The following is a 19,649-nucleotide window of genomic DNA, read 5'->3' on the forward strand; positions in this document are numbered from 1 at the left end:
GCTCACGCTCCGGCGGCGACGAGTACGGCGGCGATCGCCAGGACGAGGGAGCCGGCCAGCAGAGCGCTCACATAGGTCTGCACATTGCCGGTCTGCGCGCGGCGTACCGCGGCGCCGAGCCAGCGGGTGCCGGTGCCCGCTCCGCGTACATAGGTGTCCACGACCTCGCGGTCCAGGAAGCGGACCAGCCGGGCGGCGGCCTGCACGGGGCGTACGAACAGCGCGTGGTACACGGCGTCGAGGTGGAAGCCGACCGCCGCGTGGCGGTGGAGCGGTCCCAGCAGCAGTCGGCCGGGGTCCGCCGGGTCGGAGGCCGCCGCGATGGAGCCGTAGACACGGGTGTGGATCTCCATGGCCTCCATCTCCGCGAGGGCGGGCTCGACATCGGGGTGGGCGACCACGGCACCGATCGGGGTGCGGGCTGCCAGCGCCATGGTGTGCCGCCAGCACGCGTAGGTGATCAGGCCGCCGACGAGTACGACGCCCGTACCGAGGACGGAGGTGGTGAGGTTCGGGGCGAGCGTGTGTCCGTCGAACCATTCCGGGAGCCGGCCGACGGCCAGGCCCAGTCCGATGGAGGGGATGGCCAGCACCCAGAGGACGGCGTTCATGGCGACGGGCTGCCGGCCGTGGTCGGGGGCCTCGGCGCCACGGCCGCGGAAGGCCAGCAGCCACAGCCGGGTGGCGTAGGCGGCGGTGAGGAGGGCGGTGAGCAGACCGGCGATCAGGACCGTCCAGCCCGCGGCCGCGGAGGCGCCGCCGCTCTCGCCGAGGGCGGCGTGCTCGGCGGCCACGAGGACGGCCTCCTTGGAGAAGAAGCCCGCGAAGGGAGGGATCGCGGCGAGGGCGAGCAGTGCCACCGTGATCGTCCAGTAGGCGTCCGGGATGCGCTTGGGCAGGCCGCTCATACGGGACATGGCGGCCAGCGAGTTGGTGCCGGCGGCGTGGATGATCACGCCGGCTCCGAGGAAGAGGAGGGCCTTGAACACACCGTGCGCGAGGAGGTGGAAGACGGCCGCGCCGCGGTCGCCCACGGCCAGGGCGCCCGACATATAGCCGAGCTGGCCGATGGTCGAGTAGGCGAGGACGCGCTTGATGTCGTCCTGGGCGAGCGCGGCGAGCGCCGAACCGACCATGGTGACCGCGGCCATCGCGGCCAGGACCACCAGGGCGGCCGTCGAGGCGGCGAAGACGGGGAGCAGCCGGGCCACGAAGTAGATACCGGCGGCGACCATCGTCGCGGCGTGGATCAGCGCGGAGACGGGTGTGGGGCCCGCCATCGCGTCGGGCAGCCAGGTGTGCAGCGGGAACTGGGCGGACTTGCCCGCCACCCCCGCGAGCAGCAGGAGCGCGACCAGGGTGGGGTGCGTCAGACCGCCGTCGGCGACGGTGTCCAGGATGCCGCTGATCCGGAACGTACCGGCGTCGGCGGCGAGGGCGAACAGCCCGAAGAGGAAGGGGACATCACCGAGCTTGGTGACCAGGAACGCCTTGAGGGAGGCGGCGCGCGCCTCGGGGGTCTCCCAGTAGTGGCCGACGAGGAAGTACGAGCAGATGCCCATGATCTCCCAGCCGACCAGCAGCACCATCAGATCGCCGGAGTAGACGACGAGCAGCATCGCGGAGGTGAAGAGCGAGACCAGGGCCGCGTAGGAGGGGTAGCGCGCGTCGCCGCGCAGATATCCGGTCGAGTAGATCTGCACGCACGACGCCACGAGACCGACGAGGACCGCGACCAGCGCCGCGAAGCCGTCGACGGAGAGGGCGAGGTCGATGGGGACCGAGCCGGTGGGGGTGAGCCGGGTCGCGGCTTCCAGTGGCGCCGTACCGCTGCCGGAGCCACCGCCCTGGCGCACCGCCACGACGACGGCGAGGGCGGCGGCCGCCAGGGTCGGCAGAACGGCCAGCGGACGTACGAAACCGGGCGAGGTACGGCCGAGGAGCAGTCCCGTGACCGCGCCGAGGAACGGCAGGAGGGGGACGAGGACGGCGAGGGTCGTGGTGGTCACGCGGTGGCCTCAGCCTTCTCAGCCGGGGCGTCGGGTTCGTCGCGCTCGGCGGTGTCACGGAGCTTGTCGATGTCCGAGGTGCCGCGGTTGCGGTAGACCATCAGGACGATCGCCAGGCCGATGCCGATCTCCGCGGCGGCGATGGCGATGACGAAGAGAGTGAGCGCCTGGCCGGTGTGGAGGGTGTCGCGGAGCCAGACGTCGAAGGCGACGAGATTGAGGTTGACGGCGTTCAGCATCAGCTCGACGGACATCAGGACGAGGATCGCGTTGCGGCGCGCGAGTACTCCGTACAGCCCGGTGCAGAACAGGAGGGCCGCGAGGACGGCGGGATAGGCGAGATGCATCAGCGCTGCTCCTTGCCGCTGCCGCCGGGCGCGCTGCCGTTCCTGGGCGCGGGGCCCTTTCCGGGTGCGCCGCGGTCCGTGGGCGCGGGGCCCTCCGCGGGCGCTCCGCCGTTCTTGCGGGACAGGACGATCGCGCCGACGAGCGCGGCCAGCAGGAGCACGGAGAGCGCCTCGAAGGGCAGCACCCAGTTGCGGAACAGGAATTGTCCCGACACCTCGGTGGAGCCCTGGGCCGGTCCGCCCAGCTCGATCCAGGTCGTACGGAAGGCGTCGACGACCACCCAGACCAGGGCCGCGGCGGCGGCGACCGCCACGGCCAGTGCGGCCGGGCGGTTGCCCGAATCGGCGTCCGGGGAGCGGCCGATGGGCGCCTTGGTGAGCATCAGCCCGAACAGAAGGAGGACCACCACGGAACCGACGTAGATGAGGACCTGCACCCAGGCGATGAACTCGGCCGTCAGGAGCAGATATTCGACGGCCAGGCCGCCGAGTGTCACGACGAGCCAGAGGGCCGCGTGGACCAGTTGCCGGGTGGTGACGGTGACCAGCGCCGCGCCGAAGGTGACCAGACCGACCAGGAGGAAGGTGATCTCGACGCCGGTCGGTGAGAGGAAACCGGGTCCGGCCGCGGCGGTGGACGTCGCGGTGGCGGTGGCGGTCGCCGCCGTCGCTGCGAGGCTCACTCGCCGGCCCCCTGTCCCGGCCCCTGGTCCTGGCCGGGGCCAGGTCCCTGTGCCGGTCCCTGGTCCTGGCCGGGGTCGCGCTGGTCCCGTTCCTGGCGCTGTGCGGCCGCGTGCTTCTCGGCCGTCTTGCGGGCCGCGGCGACCTCCTTCGGCTCCTCCGCGCCCGGGTCGAGCGCGGGCGGCGCCGGCACCGTCCACATCCACTCGCGAAGCCGGTCCCGCTCATGGGTGAGTTCGCGGATGTCCGTCTCCGCGTACTCGAACTCCGGTGACCAGAACAGCGCGTCGAAAGGACAGACCTCGATGCAGATACCGCAGTACATGCAGAGCGCGAAGTCGATGGCGAACCGGTCGAGGACGTTCCGGCTGCGCTCGCGGCCCCCGGGGGCCGCGGCCGGCACGGTCTCCTTGTGGGAGTCGATATAGATGCACCAGTCGGGGCACTCACGGGCACAGAGCATGCAGACCGTGCAGTTCTCGTCGAACAGCGCGATCACACCCCGGCTGCGGGGCGGCAGTTCGGGCTGGGACTCCGGGTACTGCGCGGTGACGGACTTCCTCGTCATCGTCCGCAGGGTGACGGCCAGGCCCTTGGCCAGGCCGGAGCCGGGGATCGGGGGCATCAGTTGATCGCCACCTTCACGATGCCGGTGAGCGCGATCTGCGCGAGAGCGAGCGGGATGAGTACGGTCCAGGCCAGCTTCTGGAGCTGGTCCTCACGCAGCCGCGGATAGCTCACCCGCAGCCAGATGACCACGAAGGCGAGCACGGCGGCCTTGAGGAGCGTCCAGACCCAGCCGAGGCCGTCGGCGCCGAGGGGACCGTGCCAGCCGCCGAGGAAGAGGACGGTGGTCAGCCCGCAGAGGACGACGATGCCCACGTATTCGGCGAGGAGGAACAGTGCGAAGCGCAGACCCGTGTACTCGGTGTAGGCACCGAAGATGATCTCGGAGTCGGCGACCGGCATGTCGAAGGGAGGGCGCTGGAGTTCGGCGAGGCCCGCGACGAAGAAGACCACCGCGCCGGTGATCTGCCAGGGCAGCCACCACCACTCGAAGGCGTGGAGGATGCCGGGAAGGGAGACGGTGCCGGCCGCCATCGCGACCGAGGCGGCGGCGAGCAGCATCGGCAGTTCGTACGCGAGGAGTTGCGCGGCGGTCCGCAGTCCGCCCAGAAGGGAGAACTTGTTGGCCGACGCCCAGCCCGCCATGAGCGAGCCGAGCACCCCGATGCCCAGCACGGCGAGCACGAAGAAGACACCCGCGTCGACGACCTGGCCGACCGCGCCCTGGCGGGGGCCGACCGGGATCGCGACCAGCACGAGGAGATAGGGGAGAAGCGCCACGGCCGGGGCGAGCTGGAAGATACGGCGGTCGGCGTTGGCCGGGACCACATCCTCCTTCTGCGCGAACTTCACACCGTCGGCGACGAGTTGGGCCCAGCCGTGGAAGCCGCCCGCGTGCATGGGGCCGAGACGGCCCTGCATATGGGCCATCACCTTGTGCTCGGCCTGCCCGACGACGAGGGGAAGGACCAGGAACACGGCGAAGACGATGATCAGCCGGAGGGCGACGTCGAGTACGTCGTTCACGCGTCTCCTTCGGGTCGGTCGCTCTCTGGGCGGTCGCTCTCGGGACGGTCGTTCTCGGGACGGTCACTCTCGGGGCCGTTGCGCCGGGAGCCTTGGGTGTCGGGGCCGTCACTCTCCGGGCCGTCACTCTCCGGGCCGTCGCTCTCCGGTCGGTCGGCCGCGCCTCCCTTGCCGGGGGCCGCTTCGCCAGGAACCGCCTTGTCGGGGGGCTCGGCGCCGGGCTGTGCCGTGTCCGGAGCGGTCTCGTCCGCCTCGGTGGCCCGGTCCGCCCCGGTGGCCCGGTCGTCGTCGAACGCGGGGCGTGGCTTGTGCCAGGGCGCGTCCGGAGCCGACGGGGGCGGGGTCTCGCGCCGCTGCGACGCCGACCCCTCGCCCACACCGCGCGACCGGCGGGCCGGTCCGGCGCCCGGAGGCGTCCGGGGCGGGGCCGCCCCGCTGCCGGCGGCCGGTCCTGTCCCTCCCGTCGGCGGCGTCGGTTCCGTCGGCCCGTTCCCGGCGCCCTCGGTCCCGTTCCCGCCGCCCTCGGTCCCGGCCGGGCGGCTCGCCGAGCCCTCCGAGGCACTGCGCGTACGGCGGACCGGACGGTCGCCCGCGGCGCGGGCGCCCCGCGCGGGGCGCGCCGGGGCGGGCGGAAGCTGGCCCTTGAGCGGCCCCCACTCGTTCGGGTCGGGCACACCGGGCGGCAGCATCTGACGGCGCCTGGGGCCTCCGTGATCGGACTCCCCCGGCTCCTTCGCGCCCGGCCAGGCCTTGGCGACCCGGGCCGCGAGGACGAAGTCCTTGCGCAGGGGGTGGCCTTCGAAGGTCTCGGGGAGCAGCAGGGGGACGAGGTTCGGGTGGTCGGTGAAGGAGACGCCGAACATCTCGTGCGTCTCCCGCTCGTGCCAGCCCGCGCCCGCGTAGACGCCGACGGCCGTGGGCAGGACGGCCGACTCGTGCGGGACGGTCGTACGGATCAGCAGCCGGCGGACCGTACCGCCGCCCAGGGCGGCCACATGGGCGCAGACGCGGAAGCCCGTGCCCGGTTCGTCGACGGCGCTCAGCCAGTCGAAGTAGGTGCAGCCCAGCCGGTCGCGGGCGGTTTCGAGCGCGTCGGTCCAGGAGGTGGCGGGGACGTCGACCGTCAGGAGGTCGTACGCCCGCTCCGCCGTGGCGTCCGGGCCGAAGATCTCGGCGACCGCGTCCGGGAGCCGGTCGTAGGCGGGCCCGCCGTCGCCGTTCCGGCCGCCCGCGGTCAGGTCCGGCCCGGTCATCGGGCGCCCTCCCCCGGCGTCGGCGGCGCGGCGACCAGACCGCTGCGCAGCGCGGCGGCCGAGGGCCGGCCGCCCGTGGCGTAGCGCTCGCCGAGCGACTCGCGGGCGATCTTCTCCTGGAGCTTCAGGATGCCCTGGAGCAGCGCCTCGGGACGGGGCGGGCAGCCCGGCACATAGACATCGACCGGGATGACCTGGTCGACGCCCTTGGTGACGGAGTACGAGTCCCAGTACGGGCCGCCGCAGTTGGAGCAGGCGCCGAAGGAGATCACGTACTTGGGCTCGGGCATCTGCTCGTACAGCCGCTTCACGGCGGGCGCCATCTTGTCCGTGACCGTGCCCGAGACGATCATCAGATCGGCCTGGCGCGGCCCCGGCGCGAACGGGATCACGCCGAGCCGTATGAAGTCGTGCCGCGACATGGAGGCGGCGATGAACTCGATCGCGCAGCAGGCCAGCCCGAAGTTGAAGACCCAGAGGCTGTAGCGGCGGCCCCAGTTGAGGACCACCTTCATGGGCTCGGGGGCCAGCCGGGAGAGCAGACCGAGACGTCTCGCCTCCGGCAGCGGCTCCGGCGGCGACGGAAGCGGCTGAGGCGTCGCCCCGGCCACGGACACAGCCGCGGCCCCGGCCGAAGCCGCGGAGGCGGAGGCGGCGGACGCGGACGCGGACGCGGCGGCGACGGCGGAAGCGGACGCGGACGCGGCGGCGACGGCGGAAGCGGAGGCAGAGGTGGGGGTCACGTCCATTCCAGGACGCCCTTCTTCCATGCGTAGAGCAGTCCCACGGCCAGGAAGCCGAGGAAGATGAACATCTCGACCAGCGTCGTGGCCCCGTATCCGGGCGCGGCGAAGACGGTCGCCCACGGAAACAGGAAGATCGAGTCGACCGCGAAGATCACGTACAGGAACGCGTAGACGTAGTAGCGGACCTGGGTGTGTGCCCAGCCCTCGCCCACGGGGTCGACACCGCATTCGTACGTGAGCATTTTCTCCGGCGTCGGCACCACCGGCCGCAGCAGCCGGCCCGCCCCGAAGGCCACGGCGACGAACAGCACACCGACGACCGCGAGCAGCCCGACCACTGAATAGCTCTGGAAGTAGTCCGACGCGAGAACGGTCGATCGCGACACGTCCGCCCCTCGCTCCCTGACCTCGTAGCAGTTTCTTCGACGATCTGTACGGACGGGAGTCTAGGCCCTGTTAAAGAGACGGTAAGCCCCACCCGCCCCCTGTCTAGGCTTCTCCCCAGTTCACAGGCGGGCGGGCGGGGGTCTTGCGGCCACGGGGAGCCAAATCGGGAGCCACCGTAAGTTGATCACGTGCCTTCGGCGTGCCCCTTGCGCTGGACACCCTCGGTCTTCTCGAAGATCTCGTCCATCGCCTCCGCTCCGTCCGAGATGACCGGCCGGAGTTGCTTGCGGTAGACCCTCTCCGTGATGCCGCTCCCGCTGTGGCCGACTACGCGCGCGATCACCTCGATCGGGATCCCGTGGTCCGAGAGCAGGGAGACGAAGCTTGTCCGAAGCTCCCTCGTGGTCCATTCCTCAGGCGCCTCGAACCCCGCCTCCTTGAGCAGCACCCTGAGAAACCACCGCACGCTCTCGGATGTCCGCACCCCTCCGTCGTCGGCCGGGTAGACGAGGCGTTCATCTGTCCACTCCGCGCCCTGTGCCCTGCACGCCGCCTGCTGTCGCTCCTTATGGGCTTGCATCACTGATGCAGCCTGTAGCGGCATGGCGAGCGAGCGACGACTCTTCCTTGTCTTCGTGTCGCCCCGCCGACGCACAGATCGCCACACATCCACGTGCGGCCTCGTTCCATCTGCGGCCCCTGTATGAACGTGCGTCCACATCAAGGGCCGCGCCTCCTCAGGCCGGACCCCCACCAGCAGCGACAGGACGACGTACGCGTGGATCCACGTCCCCGGTAGAGCCCTGAGAACCGCCTCGGCCTGCTCCAAGGAGAGGGACTTGCTCGGGCGCCCCGGTCGGCCTTCCGGCATCTCCAGCAGTTCAGCCACGTTGCGCGCCACCTTCCCCCTGCGCTGCGCGTGGGTGATCGAGCGCCGAAGAATGGACAAGACCATGCGGAGCGACTGTGTTGCCAGGACTGAGGCCCTGCCCTCCAACCAGTCGTCCAACTCGTCGGCCTCAAGGTCTCCCAGCTTCGCCTTGCCAAGCAGTGGAATGATGTGAGTGTCCGCGAGAATTCTGTACGTCTTGATGCTGGTTGCTTCCCTGCTCTTGAGTCCCTTGGCGAGCCAGTCATTCACAGTCTGGGCAACGGTGTAGTTGGCAGGCGTCTTGACCCCCGCATCAAGGTTCTTTTTCAGCTCCTTGAGCTTCCTGCGAACTTCCGTCTTGGTCTTCCCGGACACCTTCGGTCGGTTACGCGTGCCTGCCGACGTATATCCGCGCGACACAGCACCGATGAAGCGGTTTTTGGATTTGTCCCAGTAGATCGAGTCTTCCCCGTTGCCTGCCTTGTGGCTCCGGTCAGGCGCGTCGGTCATGTGTGTTGCCTTTCGCAAGACGACGGGGCCGCGTCCAAGCGGACGCGGCCCCGTCTCGGGTTTCGCTGGGGTCAGCGCGCGGCCGTGGCCTCGCGCTTGAGGAGCTCGATGTAGTCGTCGATGTACTCGGTCGGGATCCGGCGAAGTCGGCCGACGCGGACTGTGCGGAGCCGTCCCAGCCGGATTTCCTCGTAAGCGGTCGAGCGCGAAAGTTCGAGAATTTCGGCGGCGTCTTCAACACGGTGAAGCCGACGCTGGAGAGCTGGTGCGGCGGCGGCCATGGCCATGCGCGGTGCCTCCTTAGGGGAGTCCTTCGGGGGGCCTCTCAGAAGTCCGCTACATCCGCTACGCCGCTACATTGCAGGTCAGCGGCATGATTTTTGTAGCGGACGGGTGGGGTGTAGCGGCTACGGCTGTTCGCGGGTGCGGGGGCGTAGCCGCTACACCTGGTGTGGCCGCTACAGATTCAGGGGCTCTGAGCTGGGATGTAGCGGTGTAGCGGATGTAGCCCCGCTCTAGGGAGGGGGTGGGCAGTAGCGTGCCCATCCGTCCGCCAGATCCTCCGTGTAGAAGCCTTTGAGGACTCCACCGCCGGTGCGGATGTTGCGGGACCGGACGGGGGTGTTCTCGCCGGTCATGTATTCCCCGAGCATCCGGGCGAGGCGCCGGTTGTCGAGCGGCTTGCCGTCAAGGTCGGCCCATGGGGCATCATCCAGCGCGTTGAGCCTGTCCAGGATGGCGATGGTCGGCAGCTTGTCCACGCCGATCAGGACGTGGTCCCGCAGGTCGGTCAACAGGCGGATGCCGAGGCTGTGCTTGTCCGTGGACTGAGCGGCCCGGATGAGCGTCAGGCACGCGTTCCGCGCCCGGTTGGGCCACTCGCCCCCGGCTACGTCGGCGATGGCCAGCAGTGGTTCCCACACGTCGGCCGGGCGGTCGGTGACCCCGTCTGGCATCTCGGGCCACGCACCCATGACGCGGTCCCGGACGTGGTCGGCCCACTCGGCGAGGCGGTCACGGAGCTTGTGGCCTTCCGCCTCGTGGATGCGGGCCCGGAACGGTTCGACCTTCTCATTCCTTGCCCGGCGGCGCAGCCGGATGATGACGGAGCGGGTCATGATCGTGTCGGGCAGGTTGCCGAGTCCGGCGACCGCGACCGCGCAGTACGAGGGGAACGCCTGGACGCTCTGGCCGCCGGTGGCGTCAGCGATGCACCGGTAGGTGACCCCGGTCCTGCGGTGACCGGCGTTGAGGAACCCGCGAAGCTCCTCGTTGTCGCCCGCCTTGGGCCCAAAGATCGTGTCGATCTCATCGAACAGGATCGTCGGGCGGCCGTTGGGGCTGGACACCGACCGGAACAGGGCCGCCGCGCTGGCGTTGACGGCCGTCATGGGCTCGGGGACCAGCGTCTCTACGACTTCCAGGGCCCTGGACTTGCCCGACCCGGGCTCAGGCGAGAGGAACGCAAGGCGGGGAGTGCTGTCGAACGCGTCGAGCAGGTGCGCGTGGGCGTCCCACAGGGCCACGGCGACGTAGGCCGCCTCGCTCGGGAACACGTTGAACCGGCGGTGAAACGACTCGACTTCATCGAGCAGGGCGGCGCCGTCGATGGGCGCACTGGACTGTGTGGGCGCGCTCATGCGGCGGCCCTCCCTTCACTGGTGGTGCCCGTGTGGTGGGGGCAGACGTCGCGGTGCGCGGCGTGGTCCGCAACGAGTGCGAGCACGTCGCGGTGTCCGGCGGCAGTCAGGTTGCGTCCGCACGCGCACCAGGACCGGACGGTGGGCGTCCGGCGGTGCGGGGCGCGGATGGTCAGGGACCCGATGACGTGCTGTCGGCCGATCCGGCGCGGGTCAGGGCGAACAGCAGTGGGGACGCCTTCGGCGGCGACCTTCGGCGCGCCCACGGCCGGTCGCACGGAGCGCAGTTCGGCGCCCGGCGGCCGGTTGGCGGGGGCGGTGATGCTCTTAGAGCGGGGAGGGGTGTTCATGCCGCCCTCACCCGCGCCGGGTTGTGGGCGATGGACCAGTCCAGCGCACGGCGGATCACGTCGTCGTAGTAGCGCGCGGACTCCGTGGCGTTGGCCGCCGCCGCTCCCCTAAGAGCCTCCTCCACCACGATGCGGGGAAGGTCGCCCGACGCGACGAACCGTCCCATGGCGCGGGCGGCCCTCATGAGCGTGGCGTTGCGGGTGCCGTCCCCGGCGGTGGCGACGTTGTTCGTCTCGTTGGTGAGTGCTACGTCCGCGTATCGGCGTGATTGCCCCGTGATGGGCCGTGAGGGCGCCTGTGCGGGCTTGGGGGCGGGTTGGAGGATGCTCAGCAGCCATCCGGGCACCGGGACCGCCTCAGGGGCGCACAGAGCCTCGTACGCTCCGGCGCGGGTGACGCTCCCCGCGCCGACGACATACCCGCCGCACGCTCGCGTGTCGATCAACTGCCCCAGCTTTCCAGCGGTGTTGGCGAGCCGGACCCCAGCAGGGGCGGTGAAGTACAGGTGCTGCCCGCCGCTCGCGGTCCGGGTGCGGTAGGTGGTGGGGACGGCCTGTCCGGCGCGCTCGCAGAGCGCCTCGAAGGTCGTCGCGCCGGAAGGCGCGTCCGTACTGCCCTTGATGCTGTTGTGCTTGGGCATGTCCAGGTCCACCACGATCAGCCCGGAGGGGCCGGTAGCGATCCCGACGTTGAACGGCCGGTCGGCCCATGCCCGGTGGATGCGGTCGGGGTCGGTGGTGGCGCGGTCCTCCCACTTGCGGTGACCGGCCGCGCAGTCCCCGGTGCGAGGGCAGGCGGTCTCGCCGTGCAGGGCGGGGCGCTTGTCGCCGGGGCGGAGGGGGAAGACGTGCCAGCCGCGTTCGGCGGCGGCGAGGGCTGCGGACAGCAGCGCGGACGGGGGGTGATGCGTCATGCTGGATGCCTCCAGTTCCACTGTTGAGTTGTGCTGGACGAGGGCGGCCCGGTCATTGGAGTGAGGGGGCCGCCCTCTGTGCTGCCAGGTGTCGGATCGTGGTGCTGAGAGGGGTTCCGGCAGGGGGCAGACACCCCCCTCTACCGGCCTTACCTTGCAGGTCAGGGGCCTCTACCTGCCCCTCTACCGGGGTAAAGGGTCCCCTCTACCCGCCCGCGCCCCCGGCGGGGTGCTTCCGGGGGCGCGGGCGGGTGTTCGGGAGGGTGCCTGGTAGAGGGGGAGGGCTTTACCTGCCGACCGAGAGCAGGATCTCCGCGGGCACCGCGGCCTCAACGTCACGGCGCTGGTAGCCCGCGCCGTTGGCGCCGTTGATCTTGACTTGCTTGCTGGTGCGCTTGACTCCGGCGGCTTCCAGGTCCGCGGCCAGGCGCTCCGCGTTGTGGTCGCCGTACACGTCCTCGTCCAGGTTCACGAGCGCGGCGAGCAGGTCGGTGGTGAACATCCGCGGGGCGTGCCGCATGACTTCCAGGACGTCCGAGACGATCGCGGGCACGCTGACGCCAGCCGCGTCGGCGGCGGCGGTCACGTCGCCTGCCGCGTCGCCGGTGAGCTGTCCGGCCTGCTCGCGCAGCACCCTGCCCTTGCGGCACAGGGCGGCGAAGGACGGGCCGTCCAGGTAGTCCGCCCGCACGGTGACATACGAGGCGGGCCCGGTGACCAGCACGCCAACGCCCTTGTGCTCCTCGGACAGGACCGACGCGTCAGCGCCCTGCGCGGCCTTGCCCTTGCCCAGCACCATGTCACTGCTCGCACGGTCTACGACCTGGGTGGAGTAGCGGATGGTGATGATCTCCCGGAGCTTGGTCGGCACGCTGTCCGCGTCGGGGCGCTGGGAAGCGAAGTTGGAGATGAACCCGGCGGCCGGTCCGCGCCGCGCGATGCGGCACAGGTCGTTGATGACCTGCTCACGGTCGTCCTTCTCCATCGCGGTGAAGTACTCCTGCAGCTCATCGATGGTGACGAAGATGACCGGCAGGTTGTACTTGGCAACAATGTCGGGGGTGAGCTTGCCTTCCGGGCACACTGACGTCGGCAGGTCCCGCAGCAGCGCAAACCTGCGCTCCATCTCCGCGAGCAGCTCAGCCAGCATGGCCTTGAGTGCGTCGATGGCGTCGTCTTCAGCGCCCATGACGAGGCGGTGGGCGACGGCCTTCATGGGCATCCAGTCCGCCCCGCCCTTGCCGTCCGCGACGTAGTGCCGCACGAACGCGTCCAGCAGACCGGCCGCGGTCAGGAGGCGCTGGGAGAACGTCTTGCCGCGTCGGGGGAGTCCGCCGAAGAACATGGACTGCCACATCACGGGGATGTTGACGCGGGTGCCGCGGGCGTCCTGTCCGAACGGGACCGGCTCCCAGATGGAGAACCGCTCTGCCTTCTCCAGCGGGGACGGGTTCGGCGTGCCGAGGTAGGGGTCATCGTCCGCGACCCACATGGAGACGCGGCCTGCGTTGCCGCCCTTCGCGGCGCGGACGCGGGACATGATGACCTGGATCTCATCGACCCCGAGTTCCTGCGCGATGACTTCGCGCTTGGCCAGCACGTCGGAGGCAGTCTTGCCGCCGCCGCGGGGAAGGTCGAAGATCACGGCCCAGCCGCGGCCGTCACGGACCGGGCCCATCGAGCACGACACCTTCGGAAGGTCCTTCTCGTCCTTGCCGCTGCCGCTTTTGAGGAGACCGGCGGCACGGAGCGCGTCGTTCAACTGCTGCGCAGACATGTCGACCTTGAGGGGCGGGGCGCCCTGATCGAGCAGCCGCGTCTCCTTGCCGCGCCCGAGGTAGGCGAGCGGCCCGACCACGGCCGCGGTCATACCGGCCTGCAACAGCGGGTCGGCCAGCGCAATGCCCGTCGCGGCGGCAGCAACGCCGACCGCGGCGACACCGAACCGCCAGCGCCGCGTCTGGGTACGGGCGGCGTGTGCGGCCTGGAGACGCGCGGCGAGTTCGATGTCTTCGGGCTTGAGGGCAGCCTGTGCCGCAAGGGCCCGCACCATCGCGGTGTGGTCCCGCGCGGACAGCGTCGGCCACAGCCCGACCGTGGCGCGGAAGAAGCCGCGGGTGGCCAGCAGCACGGTCTTGACCAGATACTTGGGGACACGCAGCCCGTGGTATTGGGTGTGCCACCACGTGAGCCGGCCCAGCGCTGTCACGTTGGCGGCGATCGACGCGCGCGACCGCGCCCACGCGGGGAGCACGGGGGCGTCGGGCACGGTCAGCCAGTCGGACAGCGGGTTGTCGGACCGGTCAACGGCCTCCGCAGGGGCGGCGGTTACCGGGGTCACGGGGCTGTCCCCGCGGGCGGCACGGTGCTCATTCAGGTCATGGACGCTGCCCATCGCGGGCGCCTCCATCGCGGTCTCAGTCATGATGGGGGTTCTCCTGCTCTGCCTCATGGATGGCGGGTGGGGGCCCGGGACGGCCGACTTCCTTGGCCGGTGGCGGCCGTCCCGGGGCGTGGTCACAGGCCGATACGGCGCGCGGCCTGCTCGGTCCGGCGCAGGGTCTTTTCGGCGTCCTGCCGGGCCTGGCGGGCGGCATTCTTGGCGCCGCGGGTGGCGGTGCGTTCGGCCGTCCGGGCGGCGGCCACAGCGTCCTTGTCCTTGTCGAGCTGGGTGGCCATGGCGCTCCTGTCACGCCAGGCGCGCTCCTCGGCACGGTCGTCGATCCGGTCGATCTCGTCCTCGATCCGCGGATCGACCGCATCGGCACCGGCCAGGGACTGCTTGGCGCCACGGGCGACCAGCAAGGCGCGGCGGGTGCTTTCGGAACGGGTGTACGTACGCATCGGGTGCCCCCTTCACGGGGCCGGACTGTCCGGCTCCCCACCGCGCCCGGCACAGAGCCGGGCGCGTCTGGGCAGCCGTCAGGCGGGTCGCAGCTCATCCGAGCTGCACAGAACAGGGCCGATCAGCAGGCTGATCCGGTGCACGGTCCACCGCCCGCCGGTCAGCGGCCCGGGCGGCACCTCGTCCACAATCACCCCGGTCCGGCCGACTGCGCGCGAATCGTCAGCACAGGCGATAATCCGGACCTTGTCACCAGCCCGGAACATCACGCCCGCCCCCTCGTCTTGCGACCGCGGCGAGACTTCGGGGCGACCTGGGCAACGGCCGCCGCGGCGGCCTTGCCGTCCGTGCCGCCGACCGACCGCACGACCGTCACCAGGCCATACGTGATCGCGACCACGACCAGCGCGGCCACAGCCAGGCTGACCGCCATGGACGTGATCGCCGCGATCAACATGGGGCCGAAGTAGACGGACGCGCCGACTGCTCCGGCGCCGATGCCGGAGCCCAGGGCGACACGCTGCATCGTCCGGTCCGGCGGGGCCTGGTGGATGTGAACGACCTGCGGGCCCCCGGTCTGCTGAGCGGCGGGCAGGTCGGACGGGTTGACGTAGGCGTGCGTGCCGTCCGGGAGTTGGACGACCGTACGCGGGGCGGAGATGGGGAGGTGTTCCACGGTGCCTCCGGTGGGGTGGTCAGGGGTGGTGCGGTGCGTGCCCCGGGCCAGAGTCGATCCGGCGCCCTCACGGCGTGACTGCCGGGGCTGAGCGGGGTGGTTCAGGCGGCGCGCTGTTCCTCTGAGGGATACGCGCAGGTCACACACATGCCGAGCGACGTCGGGATGCAGTACCCCGCGTCCGTGCGGCACTCGGGACAGGTCCGGCGTGCGGCCATGGCCGCGGCGAGCGCGGTGGCGCGCCCCGGGGTCATGGGGCGTACGGGCTTGGCCTGGTCGATGTGGTAGAGGTAGGCGACCGTGAACCCGGTCTTACGGCGGCGCGAGCGGCGCATGATCTGCGCGGCGACCGGCTGACCGCCGGGCCGCAGACCGGCGGCGCGGAGCTGGCGGCGGGTGGCGTAGCCGTCCGGAGCGAAACGCCACGGGAACGTCGGGATCCCGTGGCGCTCACCATTCGGGTCGTAGCAGGTGCCGAACGCGGCCGACATCACGCCACCACCGCAGCGTCATCCTGACGGGAGTCGGTAACAGCGTTGCCGTCTGCGCGCTCCGACTTGAGCGTGTCGCGCAGACCGCGCGCCTTCTCCGCCGACGTACGGACCGCCTTGCGGATAGCGTCGGCCGTCAGCCGGTCGTCGGGCCAGTCGGCCGTCACCGACCGTGCCTCATCAAGCAGTTGGTCCGCCGTACGGGTCGGCCGACCGGTACGCGCCGCTGCCGGAACCCGACCGGTCGCCCGGCGGGGCTTGGCCGACTCAGCCGCGACCACAGCGACGACCGGCACCGGCTCGACCGGCGCGGGCAGTTCGACCGGAGCTGGCGCGGGAAGCGGCACGGGGGCGGCCACCGGCACCGCCGACGCCTCTGCGGGCGCGTCGGCCGACACTTCCAGGTCAGACATCGACCGATTGATCTCAATCTCGGTCGTTTTCTGATCATTCGTACCGCTGTCTGGTGGGGCGACCGGCCGGTGGTGAAGGACCTTCGCGACCAGATCGGACCCGAAGTAGATCGACCCGACCGGCAGACTGGTGGCGAGCAGGACCAAAGCCCAGTTGGCGGGGTCCCAGTCGGCCAGTCGGCCCCAGTCGGCCGCCCCGCCATGCAGCTCGGGAACCAGTCCGTGGACGTAGTTGAGGACGAGGGATGCGAGCGTGTAGGCGGCCAGCACCCGCAGCGCGAACGACCGGTCCTTGCCGACCAGCACCAGGGCCGCGATCAGAGCCAGCGCCATCAGTCCGTCCACCACGAACGGGTAGAGCGTGGCAGCCGTCGCGTCCGCACCGATCGCCCGGGCAATGTCACGCAGGGCATTCCAGGACACCCGGAACGCCATCGCGACCACGCCGACCAGAGCCAGCACAACGAAGGTCTTGGCAGTGCGGTTCACAGCGCACCCCCGACCGCGATCACAGCCGCCACGATCAGCAGCACACCGGCCGCGCACGTCAGATCGACCGCACGCCGCAGGCCGACGAACTTCCGGACAGCGATCCGGGACAGCTCCACAACGTGCTGGGCAAGCTTGTCCTCACCCAACTCGGCGCGGACGTCCTCAGCCGTGAGGGCAGCCCACCGGGGGAAGCCCACCGGCCGGGACCCGCCCAAGTTCGGGCGGACCGCCCGGAGCAGCACCGCAGCCGCCGCAACCAGCAACGCCACACCCAAACCGCCCACCACCAGCGAGGCGACCGGAAGGGGCACGTCCTTGGCAACGGTCCAGACACCGGCCAGCAGTGCACCGGTGAACGCCAGCAGTAACCCGGTCTTGGTGTCCGTCCGGGCGATCTCCGCCTTCACTTCCGCGTGAGCCGCGGTCAGGCGGGTGTCCAGGGCGCTCATGCAGCACCCCCGGGCACAGTCACCGCGCGGTTCGAGAGCTCCCGCCGGGCGGCCAGCACCCGGCGGCGAGCCCGCCGGATGCGGCGGGTGTCCAGCTCGCTGACCGGCCGGTCCAGCGTCATGATCTGCGCGTCCAGCAAGGCGATCTCCGCCGTGATGACGGGCAACTCCAGCTCGACCGCGTCCAGCTCCGCGTCCGTCGGCTCAAGCCACGGCTCGAACGCCGTAACGGCCTCCTGAACAGTAACGATGTGATTCATGAGTCGGTCTCTCCCTAGCAGGTGAAACGGCTCGAACAGCGGCCCCGGTGCTCGAACACCGGGGCCGCGCCGCTTGTGGGTGGAGCGCCCCGGGCCCGATCCGATCGGGCGCCCTCACGACGTGGATGCCGGGGCTGGTAGTGCTACTTGGTGCGACGCTTCGGGGTGCGCGCGGTACGACGGTCGTGCTCTTCCTGCGTGATCCGCGCGAATTCGTCCATCGCGGCGTCGGCGCTGGCCTGCCACTTCTTGGCGCTGTCGGCCATGCCCCACTTCTTGGCGCGGTCACGGCACTTGAGGTCGTCGCCCTGCTGCCGCAAAGCGGCCTGCGCATCGGTGTGACGGCGGAACATACGGTCTCCTCGGGTGGGATCGTGCGCTGACGAGATGTCAGGCATGGATGTGGGCGGCACCCGCCACACGCAGGGCGGTGTGCGCCTGCCGTGCCCGCAGGCCCGCCGCGTCCAGCTCGGTGGCGGGGGCGTTTCCGATTGCCATGGCCGCGTCGATGGCGTCCTGGGCCAGGTCGAGCAGCGCGCGGTCCTGGGTGACCATGTGCAGGGTGTCCATGGCGCTGGTGACCGCAGAGTGGGCCGCGTACCGGGCCTGCCGGGACTCGACCGTGTCGGCCAGGCCGTCGCGCCGATCCGCGATCTTCGCGTACTGCTTCTCGCGGTGCTTGACCAGCGCCCCGAGCAGGGCGGGGATGGCGTCCGCGAGAGCCTGGCGTCGGCGTTCGGCCTGCGCGGCGCGGGCCGTACGGGTCGTCGTCCGGTGCTGCATGAGCCCGGCGACTACGGCACCGGCGAGGGTGCCAAGAACGGCGATGATCGTGACTGTCATGAGGCCCCTTTCCAGGGGTCTTAGGTCCGGACGTTCCGGCTCCCCTCAACCCCGCCCGTACGAACCCCTCGCGGGGCCGGACGGGCGGAGGAGGCAACCGGCCGCAGCAAGGTGCTGCGAGAGTTGATGACGTGCGTGTGTCTCCTTCGGGACTGCGACTCCCGTTTCACGGAAGAGCCGCCATGCCCGGCGAAGGCGTATGGAGACGTGACCTTTCGGTCTAAGCCCTCCGGGGTGACCAGGCGCCCGGGAACCTCGGCCCGCTCTGTCCCGGGCCCCTTGTCATGCGGTCGAGCAGCCCAAAGAAGGCCCCTCTAGGCAGTGGTTCCTCTGGTTCAACTGGTACCAACCACCTGAGGAAGACTCTGCACCCTTTCCGATGTCGACGTCAAGAGTTTTGGTGCTACTCGTACCAACCAGTTGACCCGGTGGGGCAAGATGGAGGCATGACGACTCGATCGGATCCCCTGTACGAGCAGATGGCAGCAGCCCTGCGTGAGCAGATCGGCGCGGGCGTCTACGGCCCTGGCAGCAAGCTGCCGAGCGAGCGAACGCTGATGGAACGGTTCGGCGCCTCCCGGAACACGGTTCGTCTTGGACTCAAGCGACTGGTTACGGAAGGGCTGATCTTCCCGAGCCACGGACAGGGGTACCTCGTCCATCGGCAGGACGTCTTGGTCTACAACGCATCGCGATCCGAGAATCACGACCGGCGCGTCTCGGCGGGTGTTGACGCTTGGGTGCAGGACATTCAAGAGCAAGGGCGCACACCGAGTCAGACCATCGCAGTAAGCATCGAAAAGGCGTCACCGGACATCGCTGTGAAATTGGGCCTGGAAGCGGGGGATTTGGTCCTTGTCCGTCGTCGACTGCGTTTCGTGGACGGCCAGCCCTGGTCAACTGAAGACTCGTACTATCCGAACAGCCTCGTGAAGAACACGCTTGTCGCAGAGCCCGCCGATATTCCGGAAGGCGTAATCGCCTACATGGCATCCATGGGGTATACCCAGGTGCGATACGTGGACGACGTCACGGCAGTGATGCCGAATCCGAAACAGGCCGATGACCTAGCTGTTGAGCCAGGGGTGCCACTGCTGGTGAGGAGTCGTACGGGATACGCGGAGAGCGGCCCCGTTCGGGTCACAGTCACCGCAATGCCTACCGACCGCAATGTCCTCCGCTATGAGTTGGGAACGCGTCAAAATGGGTGATCGAATTACCATCCGGCCCGCAGCCTCTAGCGATGTGGACCTAATTGCCTCGATGTGGGGTGAGGCGTCTAGGGCGCTAGCACAGAGGGGAATCGATCAGTGGCAATACCCCGCCAATGTCGAGAAAATCTCGCATGACATTGAGTGCGGTACCGCCTATATCGTTCACGATTTCGGCGTGAATCTGGGCACGATTACGGTAGATGAATCTGCCGACCCTGAATTCTGGACCCCTGAAGATGCGCCCGACGATGCCCTATATGCCCATCGGGTCATCGTTCTCTCGGTTTCCCAGGGGCGATCCGTGGGTGCGTCAATGCTTGATTGGGCATCGCGCAAAGCCAGGAAAGCGGGAAAGTCGTGGCTCCGGGTGGACGCATGGAGGACCAATGCGCAGCTTGGGCGCTACTACCAGCGGCAGGGATTCACGCACGTCCGCACGGTGGACCTTCCGCACCGCCGATCGGGTGCTCTCTATCAGCGACCGGCAGGGGTAGTCACTGGCACGGGCCCGGGGTACGTCGGGCTTGAGGCGATGCTGTACGACTCGGACGGGACCCCACTTTCAGAGGCCGGTGGCTGGGGCGCCTGACCTGTGAAGTCGCACCGTACGAGAACGTCGCAGCAAACCGGCGGGCCCGCACCTCACTGGTGCAGGTCCGCCGGTT

The 19,649-nt window shown here is 70.0% G+C and carries 23 protein-coding genes; 2 read left to right on the plus strand and 21 right to left on the minus strand.

Annotated elements, in window-relative coordinates; translation table 11 throughout:
* Window positions 1-2: 2 nt before the first annotated feature.
* The 21 genes from ACFYYH_RS12480 to ACFYYH_RS12580 all read right to left on the minus strand — a co-directional run bounded on the left by ACFYYH_RS12480 (window position 3) and on the right by ACFYYH_RS12580 (window position 17,770).
* Window positions 3-2,009: an NADH-quinone oxidoreductase subunit L gene (locus tag ACFYYH_RS12480; RefSeq protein ID WP_388549383.1), complete on the minus strand. Its 2,007-nt coding sequence runs from the start codon at window positions 2,007-2,009 to the stop codon at window positions 3-5.
* Window positions 2,006-2,356: an NADH-quinone oxidoreductase subunit NuoK gene (gene nuoK / locus ACFYYH_RS12485; RefSeq protein WP_388549386.1), complete on the minus strand. Its 351-nt coding sequence runs from the start codon at window positions 2,354-2,356 to the stop codon at window positions 2,006-2,008. The genes ACFYYH_RS12480 and nuoK overlap by 4 nt, the downstream gene beginning before the upstream one ends.
* On the minus strand, window positions 2,356-3,039 hold the full coding sequence (locus ACFYYH_RS12490; protein WP_388549389.1) for an NADH-quinone oxidoreductase subunit J: 684 nt from the start codon (window positions 3,037-3,039) through the stop codon (window positions 2,356-2,358). The genes nuoK and ACFYYH_RS12490 overlap by 1 nt, the downstream gene beginning before the upstream one ends.
* Complete coding sequence (locus ACFYYH_RS12495; protein WP_388549391.1) at window positions 3,036-3,662, minus strand: NuoI/complex I 23 kDa subunit family protein; 627 nt, start codon at window positions 3,660-3,662, stop codon at window positions 3,036-3,038. Before ACFYYH_RS12495 ends, ACFYYH_RS12490 begins: the two co-directional genes overlap by 4 nt.
* Window positions 3,662-4,630: an NADH-quinone oxidoreductase subunit H gene (locus ACFYYH_RS12500; protein WP_388549393.1), complete on the minus strand. Its 969-nt coding sequence runs from the start codon at window positions 4,628-4,630 to the stop codon at window positions 3,662-3,664. Before ACFYYH_RS12500 ends, ACFYYH_RS12495 begins: the two co-directional genes overlap by 1 nt.
* Window positions 4,627-5,883, minus strand: coding sequence for an NADH-quinone oxidoreductase subunit C (locus ACFYYH_RS12505; RefSeq protein WP_388549396.1), 1,257 nt, complete (start codon window positions 5,881-5,883; stop codon window positions 4,627-4,629). Before ACFYYH_RS12505 ends, ACFYYH_RS12500 begins: the two co-directional genes overlap by 4 nt.
* Window positions 5,880-6,500, minus strand: coding sequence for an NADH-quinone oxidoreductase subunit B (locus tag ACFYYH_RS12510; protein ID WP_388549692.1), 621 nt, complete (start codon window positions 6,498-6,500; stop codon window positions 5,880-5,882). Before ACFYYH_RS12510 ends, ACFYYH_RS12505 begins: the two co-directional genes overlap by 4 nt.
* Before the next feature lie 122 nt (window positions 6,501-6,622).
* A complete protein-coding gene (locus tag ACFYYH_RS12515; protein WP_388549399.1) occupies window positions 6,623-7,015 on the minus strand; it encodes an NADH-quinone oxidoreductase subunit A in 393 nt (130 codons plus the stop codon).
* Between the two features lie 185 nt (window positions 7,016-7,200).
* The gene (gene xerC, locus ACFYYH_RS12520) at window positions 7,201-8,397 is read right to left on the minus strand and encodes a tyrosine recombinase XerC (protein WP_388549402.1); all 1,197 of its coding nucleotides are present in this window, start codon (window positions 8,395-8,397) and stop codon (window positions 7,201-7,203) included.
* A 71-nt stretch (window positions 8,398-8,468) separates the two neighbouring features.
* Window positions 8,469-8,684, minus strand: coding sequence for a helix-turn-helix domain-containing protein (locus ACFYYH_RS12525; RefSeq protein WP_388549404.1), 216 nt, complete (start codon window positions 8,682-8,684; stop codon window positions 8,469-8,471).
* A gap of 228 nt (window positions 8,685-8,912) precedes the next feature.
* Window positions 8,913-10,037, minus strand: coding sequence for a DUF3631 domain-containing protein (locus tag ACFYYH_RS12530; RefSeq protein ID WP_388549406.1), 1,125 nt, complete (start codon window positions 10,035-10,037; stop codon window positions 8,913-8,915).
* Window positions 10,038-10,383: 346 nt separating this feature from the next.
* Entirely contained in the window at window positions 10,384-11,301 is a 918-nt protein-coding gene (locus tag ACFYYH_RS12535) for a bifunctional DNA primase/polymerase (protein ID WP_388549407.1), read from the minus strand.
* 286 nt (window positions 11,302-11,587) lie between these two features.
* Window positions 11,588-13,711: an FtsK/SpoIIIE domain-containing protein gene (locus ACFYYH_RS12540; protein WP_388549410.1), complete on the minus strand. Its 2,124-nt coding sequence runs from the start codon at window positions 13,709-13,711 to the stop codon at window positions 11,588-11,590.
* A 107-nt stretch (window positions 13,712-13,818) separates the two neighbouring features.
* The gene (locus tag ACFYYH_RS12545; RefSeq protein WP_388549412.1) at window positions 13,819-14,145 is read right to left on the minus strand and encodes a DUF6257 family protein; all 327 of its coding nucleotides are present in this window, start codon (window positions 14,143-14,145) and stop codon (window positions 13,819-13,821) included.
* Window positions 14,146-14,411: 266 nt separating this feature from the next.
* Window positions 14,412-14,822 carry a DUF6251 family protein gene (locus ACFYYH_RS12550; RefSeq protein WP_388549415.1) on the minus strand — a complete coding sequence of 137 codons (411 nt, stop codon included), beginning with the start codon at window positions 14,820-14,822 and terminating at the stop codon, window positions 14,412-14,414.
* Window positions 14,823-14,923: 101 nt separating this feature from the next.
* On the minus strand, window positions 14,924-15,313 hold the full coding sequence (locus ACFYYH_RS12555; protein WP_388549416.1) for an RRQRL motif-containing zinc-binding protein: 390 nt from the start codon (window positions 15,311-15,313) through the stop codon (window positions 14,924-14,926).
* Window positions 15,313-16,215, minus strand: coding sequence for a DUF2637 domain-containing protein (locus tag ACFYYH_RS12560; RefSeq protein ID WP_388549417.1), 903 nt, complete (start codon window positions 16,213-16,215; stop codon window positions 15,313-15,315). Before ACFYYH_RS12560 ends, ACFYYH_RS12555 begins: the two co-directional genes overlap by 1 nt.
* The gene (locus ACFYYH_RS12565; RefSeq protein ID WP_388549420.1) at window positions 16,212-16,667 is read right to left on the minus strand and encodes a Pycsar system effector family protein; all 456 of its coding nucleotides are present in this window, start codon (window positions 16,665-16,667) and stop codon (window positions 16,212-16,214) included. Before ACFYYH_RS12565 ends, ACFYYH_RS12560 begins: the two co-directional genes overlap by 4 nt.
* The gene (locus ACFYYH_RS12570) at window positions 16,664-16,927 is read right to left on the minus strand and encodes a DUF6284 family protein (protein WP_388549422.1); all 264 of its coding nucleotides are present in this window, start codon (window positions 16,925-16,927) and stop codon (window positions 16,664-16,666) included. Before ACFYYH_RS12570 ends, ACFYYH_RS12565 begins: the two co-directional genes overlap by 4 nt.
* A gap of 143 nt (window positions 16,928-17,070) precedes the next feature.
* A complete protein-coding gene (locus ACFYYH_RS12575) occupies window positions 17,071-17,280 on the minus strand; it encodes a hypothetical protein (protein ID WP_388549423.1) in 210 nt (69 codons plus the stop codon).
* 37 nt (window positions 17,281-17,317) lie between these two features.
* A complete protein-coding gene (locus ACFYYH_RS12580; RefSeq protein ID WP_388549426.1) occupies window positions 17,318-17,770 on the minus strand; it encodes a hypothetical protein in 453 nt (150 codons plus the stop codon).
* A gap of 446 nt (window positions 17,771-18,216) precedes the next feature.
* Between ACFYYH_RS12580 and ACFYYH_RS12585 the strand changes: the two genes are divergently transcribed.
* Both ACFYYH_RS12585 and ACFYYH_RS12590 read left to right on the plus strand, forming a co-directional pair.
* Window positions 18,217-18,981 (plus strand): GntR family transcriptional regulator, encoded by a 765-nt coding sequence (locus tag ACFYYH_RS12585; RefSeq protein WP_388549428.1) that lies wholly within the window; start codon window positions 18,217-18,219, stop codon window positions 18,979-18,981.
* Complete coding sequence (locus tag ACFYYH_RS12590; protein ID WP_388549431.1) at window positions 18,953-19,573, plus strand: GNAT family N-acetyltransferase; 621 nt, start codon at window positions 18,953-18,955, stop codon at window positions 19,571-19,573. Before ACFYYH_RS12585 ends, ACFYYH_RS12590 begins: the two co-directional genes overlap by 29 nt.
* The last annotated feature ends 76 nt before the right edge of the window (window positions 19,574-19,649 follow it).

Source organism: Streptomyces sp. NPDC002018, assembly GCF_042890865.1.
GTDB lineage: Bacteria > Actinomycetota > Actinomycetes > Streptomycetales > Streptomycetaceae > Streptomyces.

Excerpts from the sequence above, each read along its gene's own strand:
- ACFYYH_RS12495 (WP_388549391.1), bottom strand. The coding sequence starts at position 3,662 with ATGCCCCCGATCCCCGGCTCCGGCCTGGCCAAGGGCCTGGCCGTCACC.
- ACFYYH_RS12580 (WP_388549426.1), bottom strand. The coding sequence starts at position 17,770 with ATGACAGTCACGATCATCGCCGTTCTTGGCACCCTCGCCGGTGCCGTA.
- ACFYYH_RS12540 (WP_388549410.1), bottom strand. The coding sequence starts at position 13,711 with ATGGAGGCGCCCGCGATGGGCAGCGTCCATGACCTGAATGAGCACCGT.
- ACFYYH_RS12525 (WP_388549404.1), bottom strand. The coding sequence starts at position 8,684 with ATGGCCATGGCCGCCGCCGCACCAGCTCTCCAGCGTCGGCTTCACCGT.
- ACFYYH_RS12545 (WP_388549412.1), bottom strand. The coding sequence starts at position 14,145 with ATGCGTACGTACACCCGTTCCGAAAGCACCCGCCGCGCCTTGCTGGTC.
- ACFYYH_RS12585 (WP_388549428.1), top strand. The coding sequence starts at position 18,217 with ATGACGACTCGATCGGATCCCCTGTACGAGCAGATGGCAGCAGCCCTG.
- ACFYYH_RS12575 (WP_388549423.1), bottom strand. The coding sequence starts at position 17,280 with ATGTTCCGCCGTCACACCGATGCGCAGGCCGCTTTGCGGCAGCAGGGC.
- xerC (WP_388549402.1), bottom strand. The coding sequence starts at position 8,397 with ATGACCGACGCGCCTGACCGGAGCCACAAGGCAGGCAACGGGGAAGAC.
- ACFYYH_RS12535 (WP_388549407.1), bottom strand. The coding sequence starts at position 11,301 with ATGACGCATCACCCCCCGTCCGCGCTGCTGTCCGCAGCCCTCGCCGCC.
- ACFYYH_RS12565 (WP_388549420.1), bottom strand. The coding sequence starts at position 16,667 with ATGAGCGCCCTGGACACCCGCCTGACCGCGGCTCACGCGGAAGTGAAG.
- ACFYYH_RS12570 (WP_388549422.1), bottom strand. The coding sequence starts at position 16,927 with ATGAATCACATCGTTACTGTTCAGGAGGCCGTTACGGCGTTCGAGCCG.
- ACFYYH_RS12530 (WP_388549406.1), bottom strand. The coding sequence starts at position 10,037 with ATGAGCGCGCCCACACAGTCCAGTGCGCCCATCGACGGCGCCGCCCTG.
- ACFYYH_RS12555 (WP_388549416.1), bottom strand. The coding sequence starts at position 15,313 with ATGTCGGCCGCGTTCGGCACCTGCTACGACCCGAATGGTGAGCGCCAC.
- ACFYYH_RS12505 (WP_388549396.1), bottom strand. The coding sequence starts at position 5,883 with ATGACCGGGCCGGACCTGACCGCGGGCGGCCGGAACGGCGACGGCGGG.
- ACFYYH_RS12590 (WP_388549431.1), top strand. The coding sequence starts at position 18,953 with ATGAGTTGGGAACGCGTCAAAATGGGTGATCGAATTACCATCCGGCCC.
- nuoK (WP_388549386.1), bottom strand. The coding sequence starts at position 2,356 with ATGCATCTCGCCTATCCCGCCGTCCTCGCGGCCCTCCTGTTCTGCACC.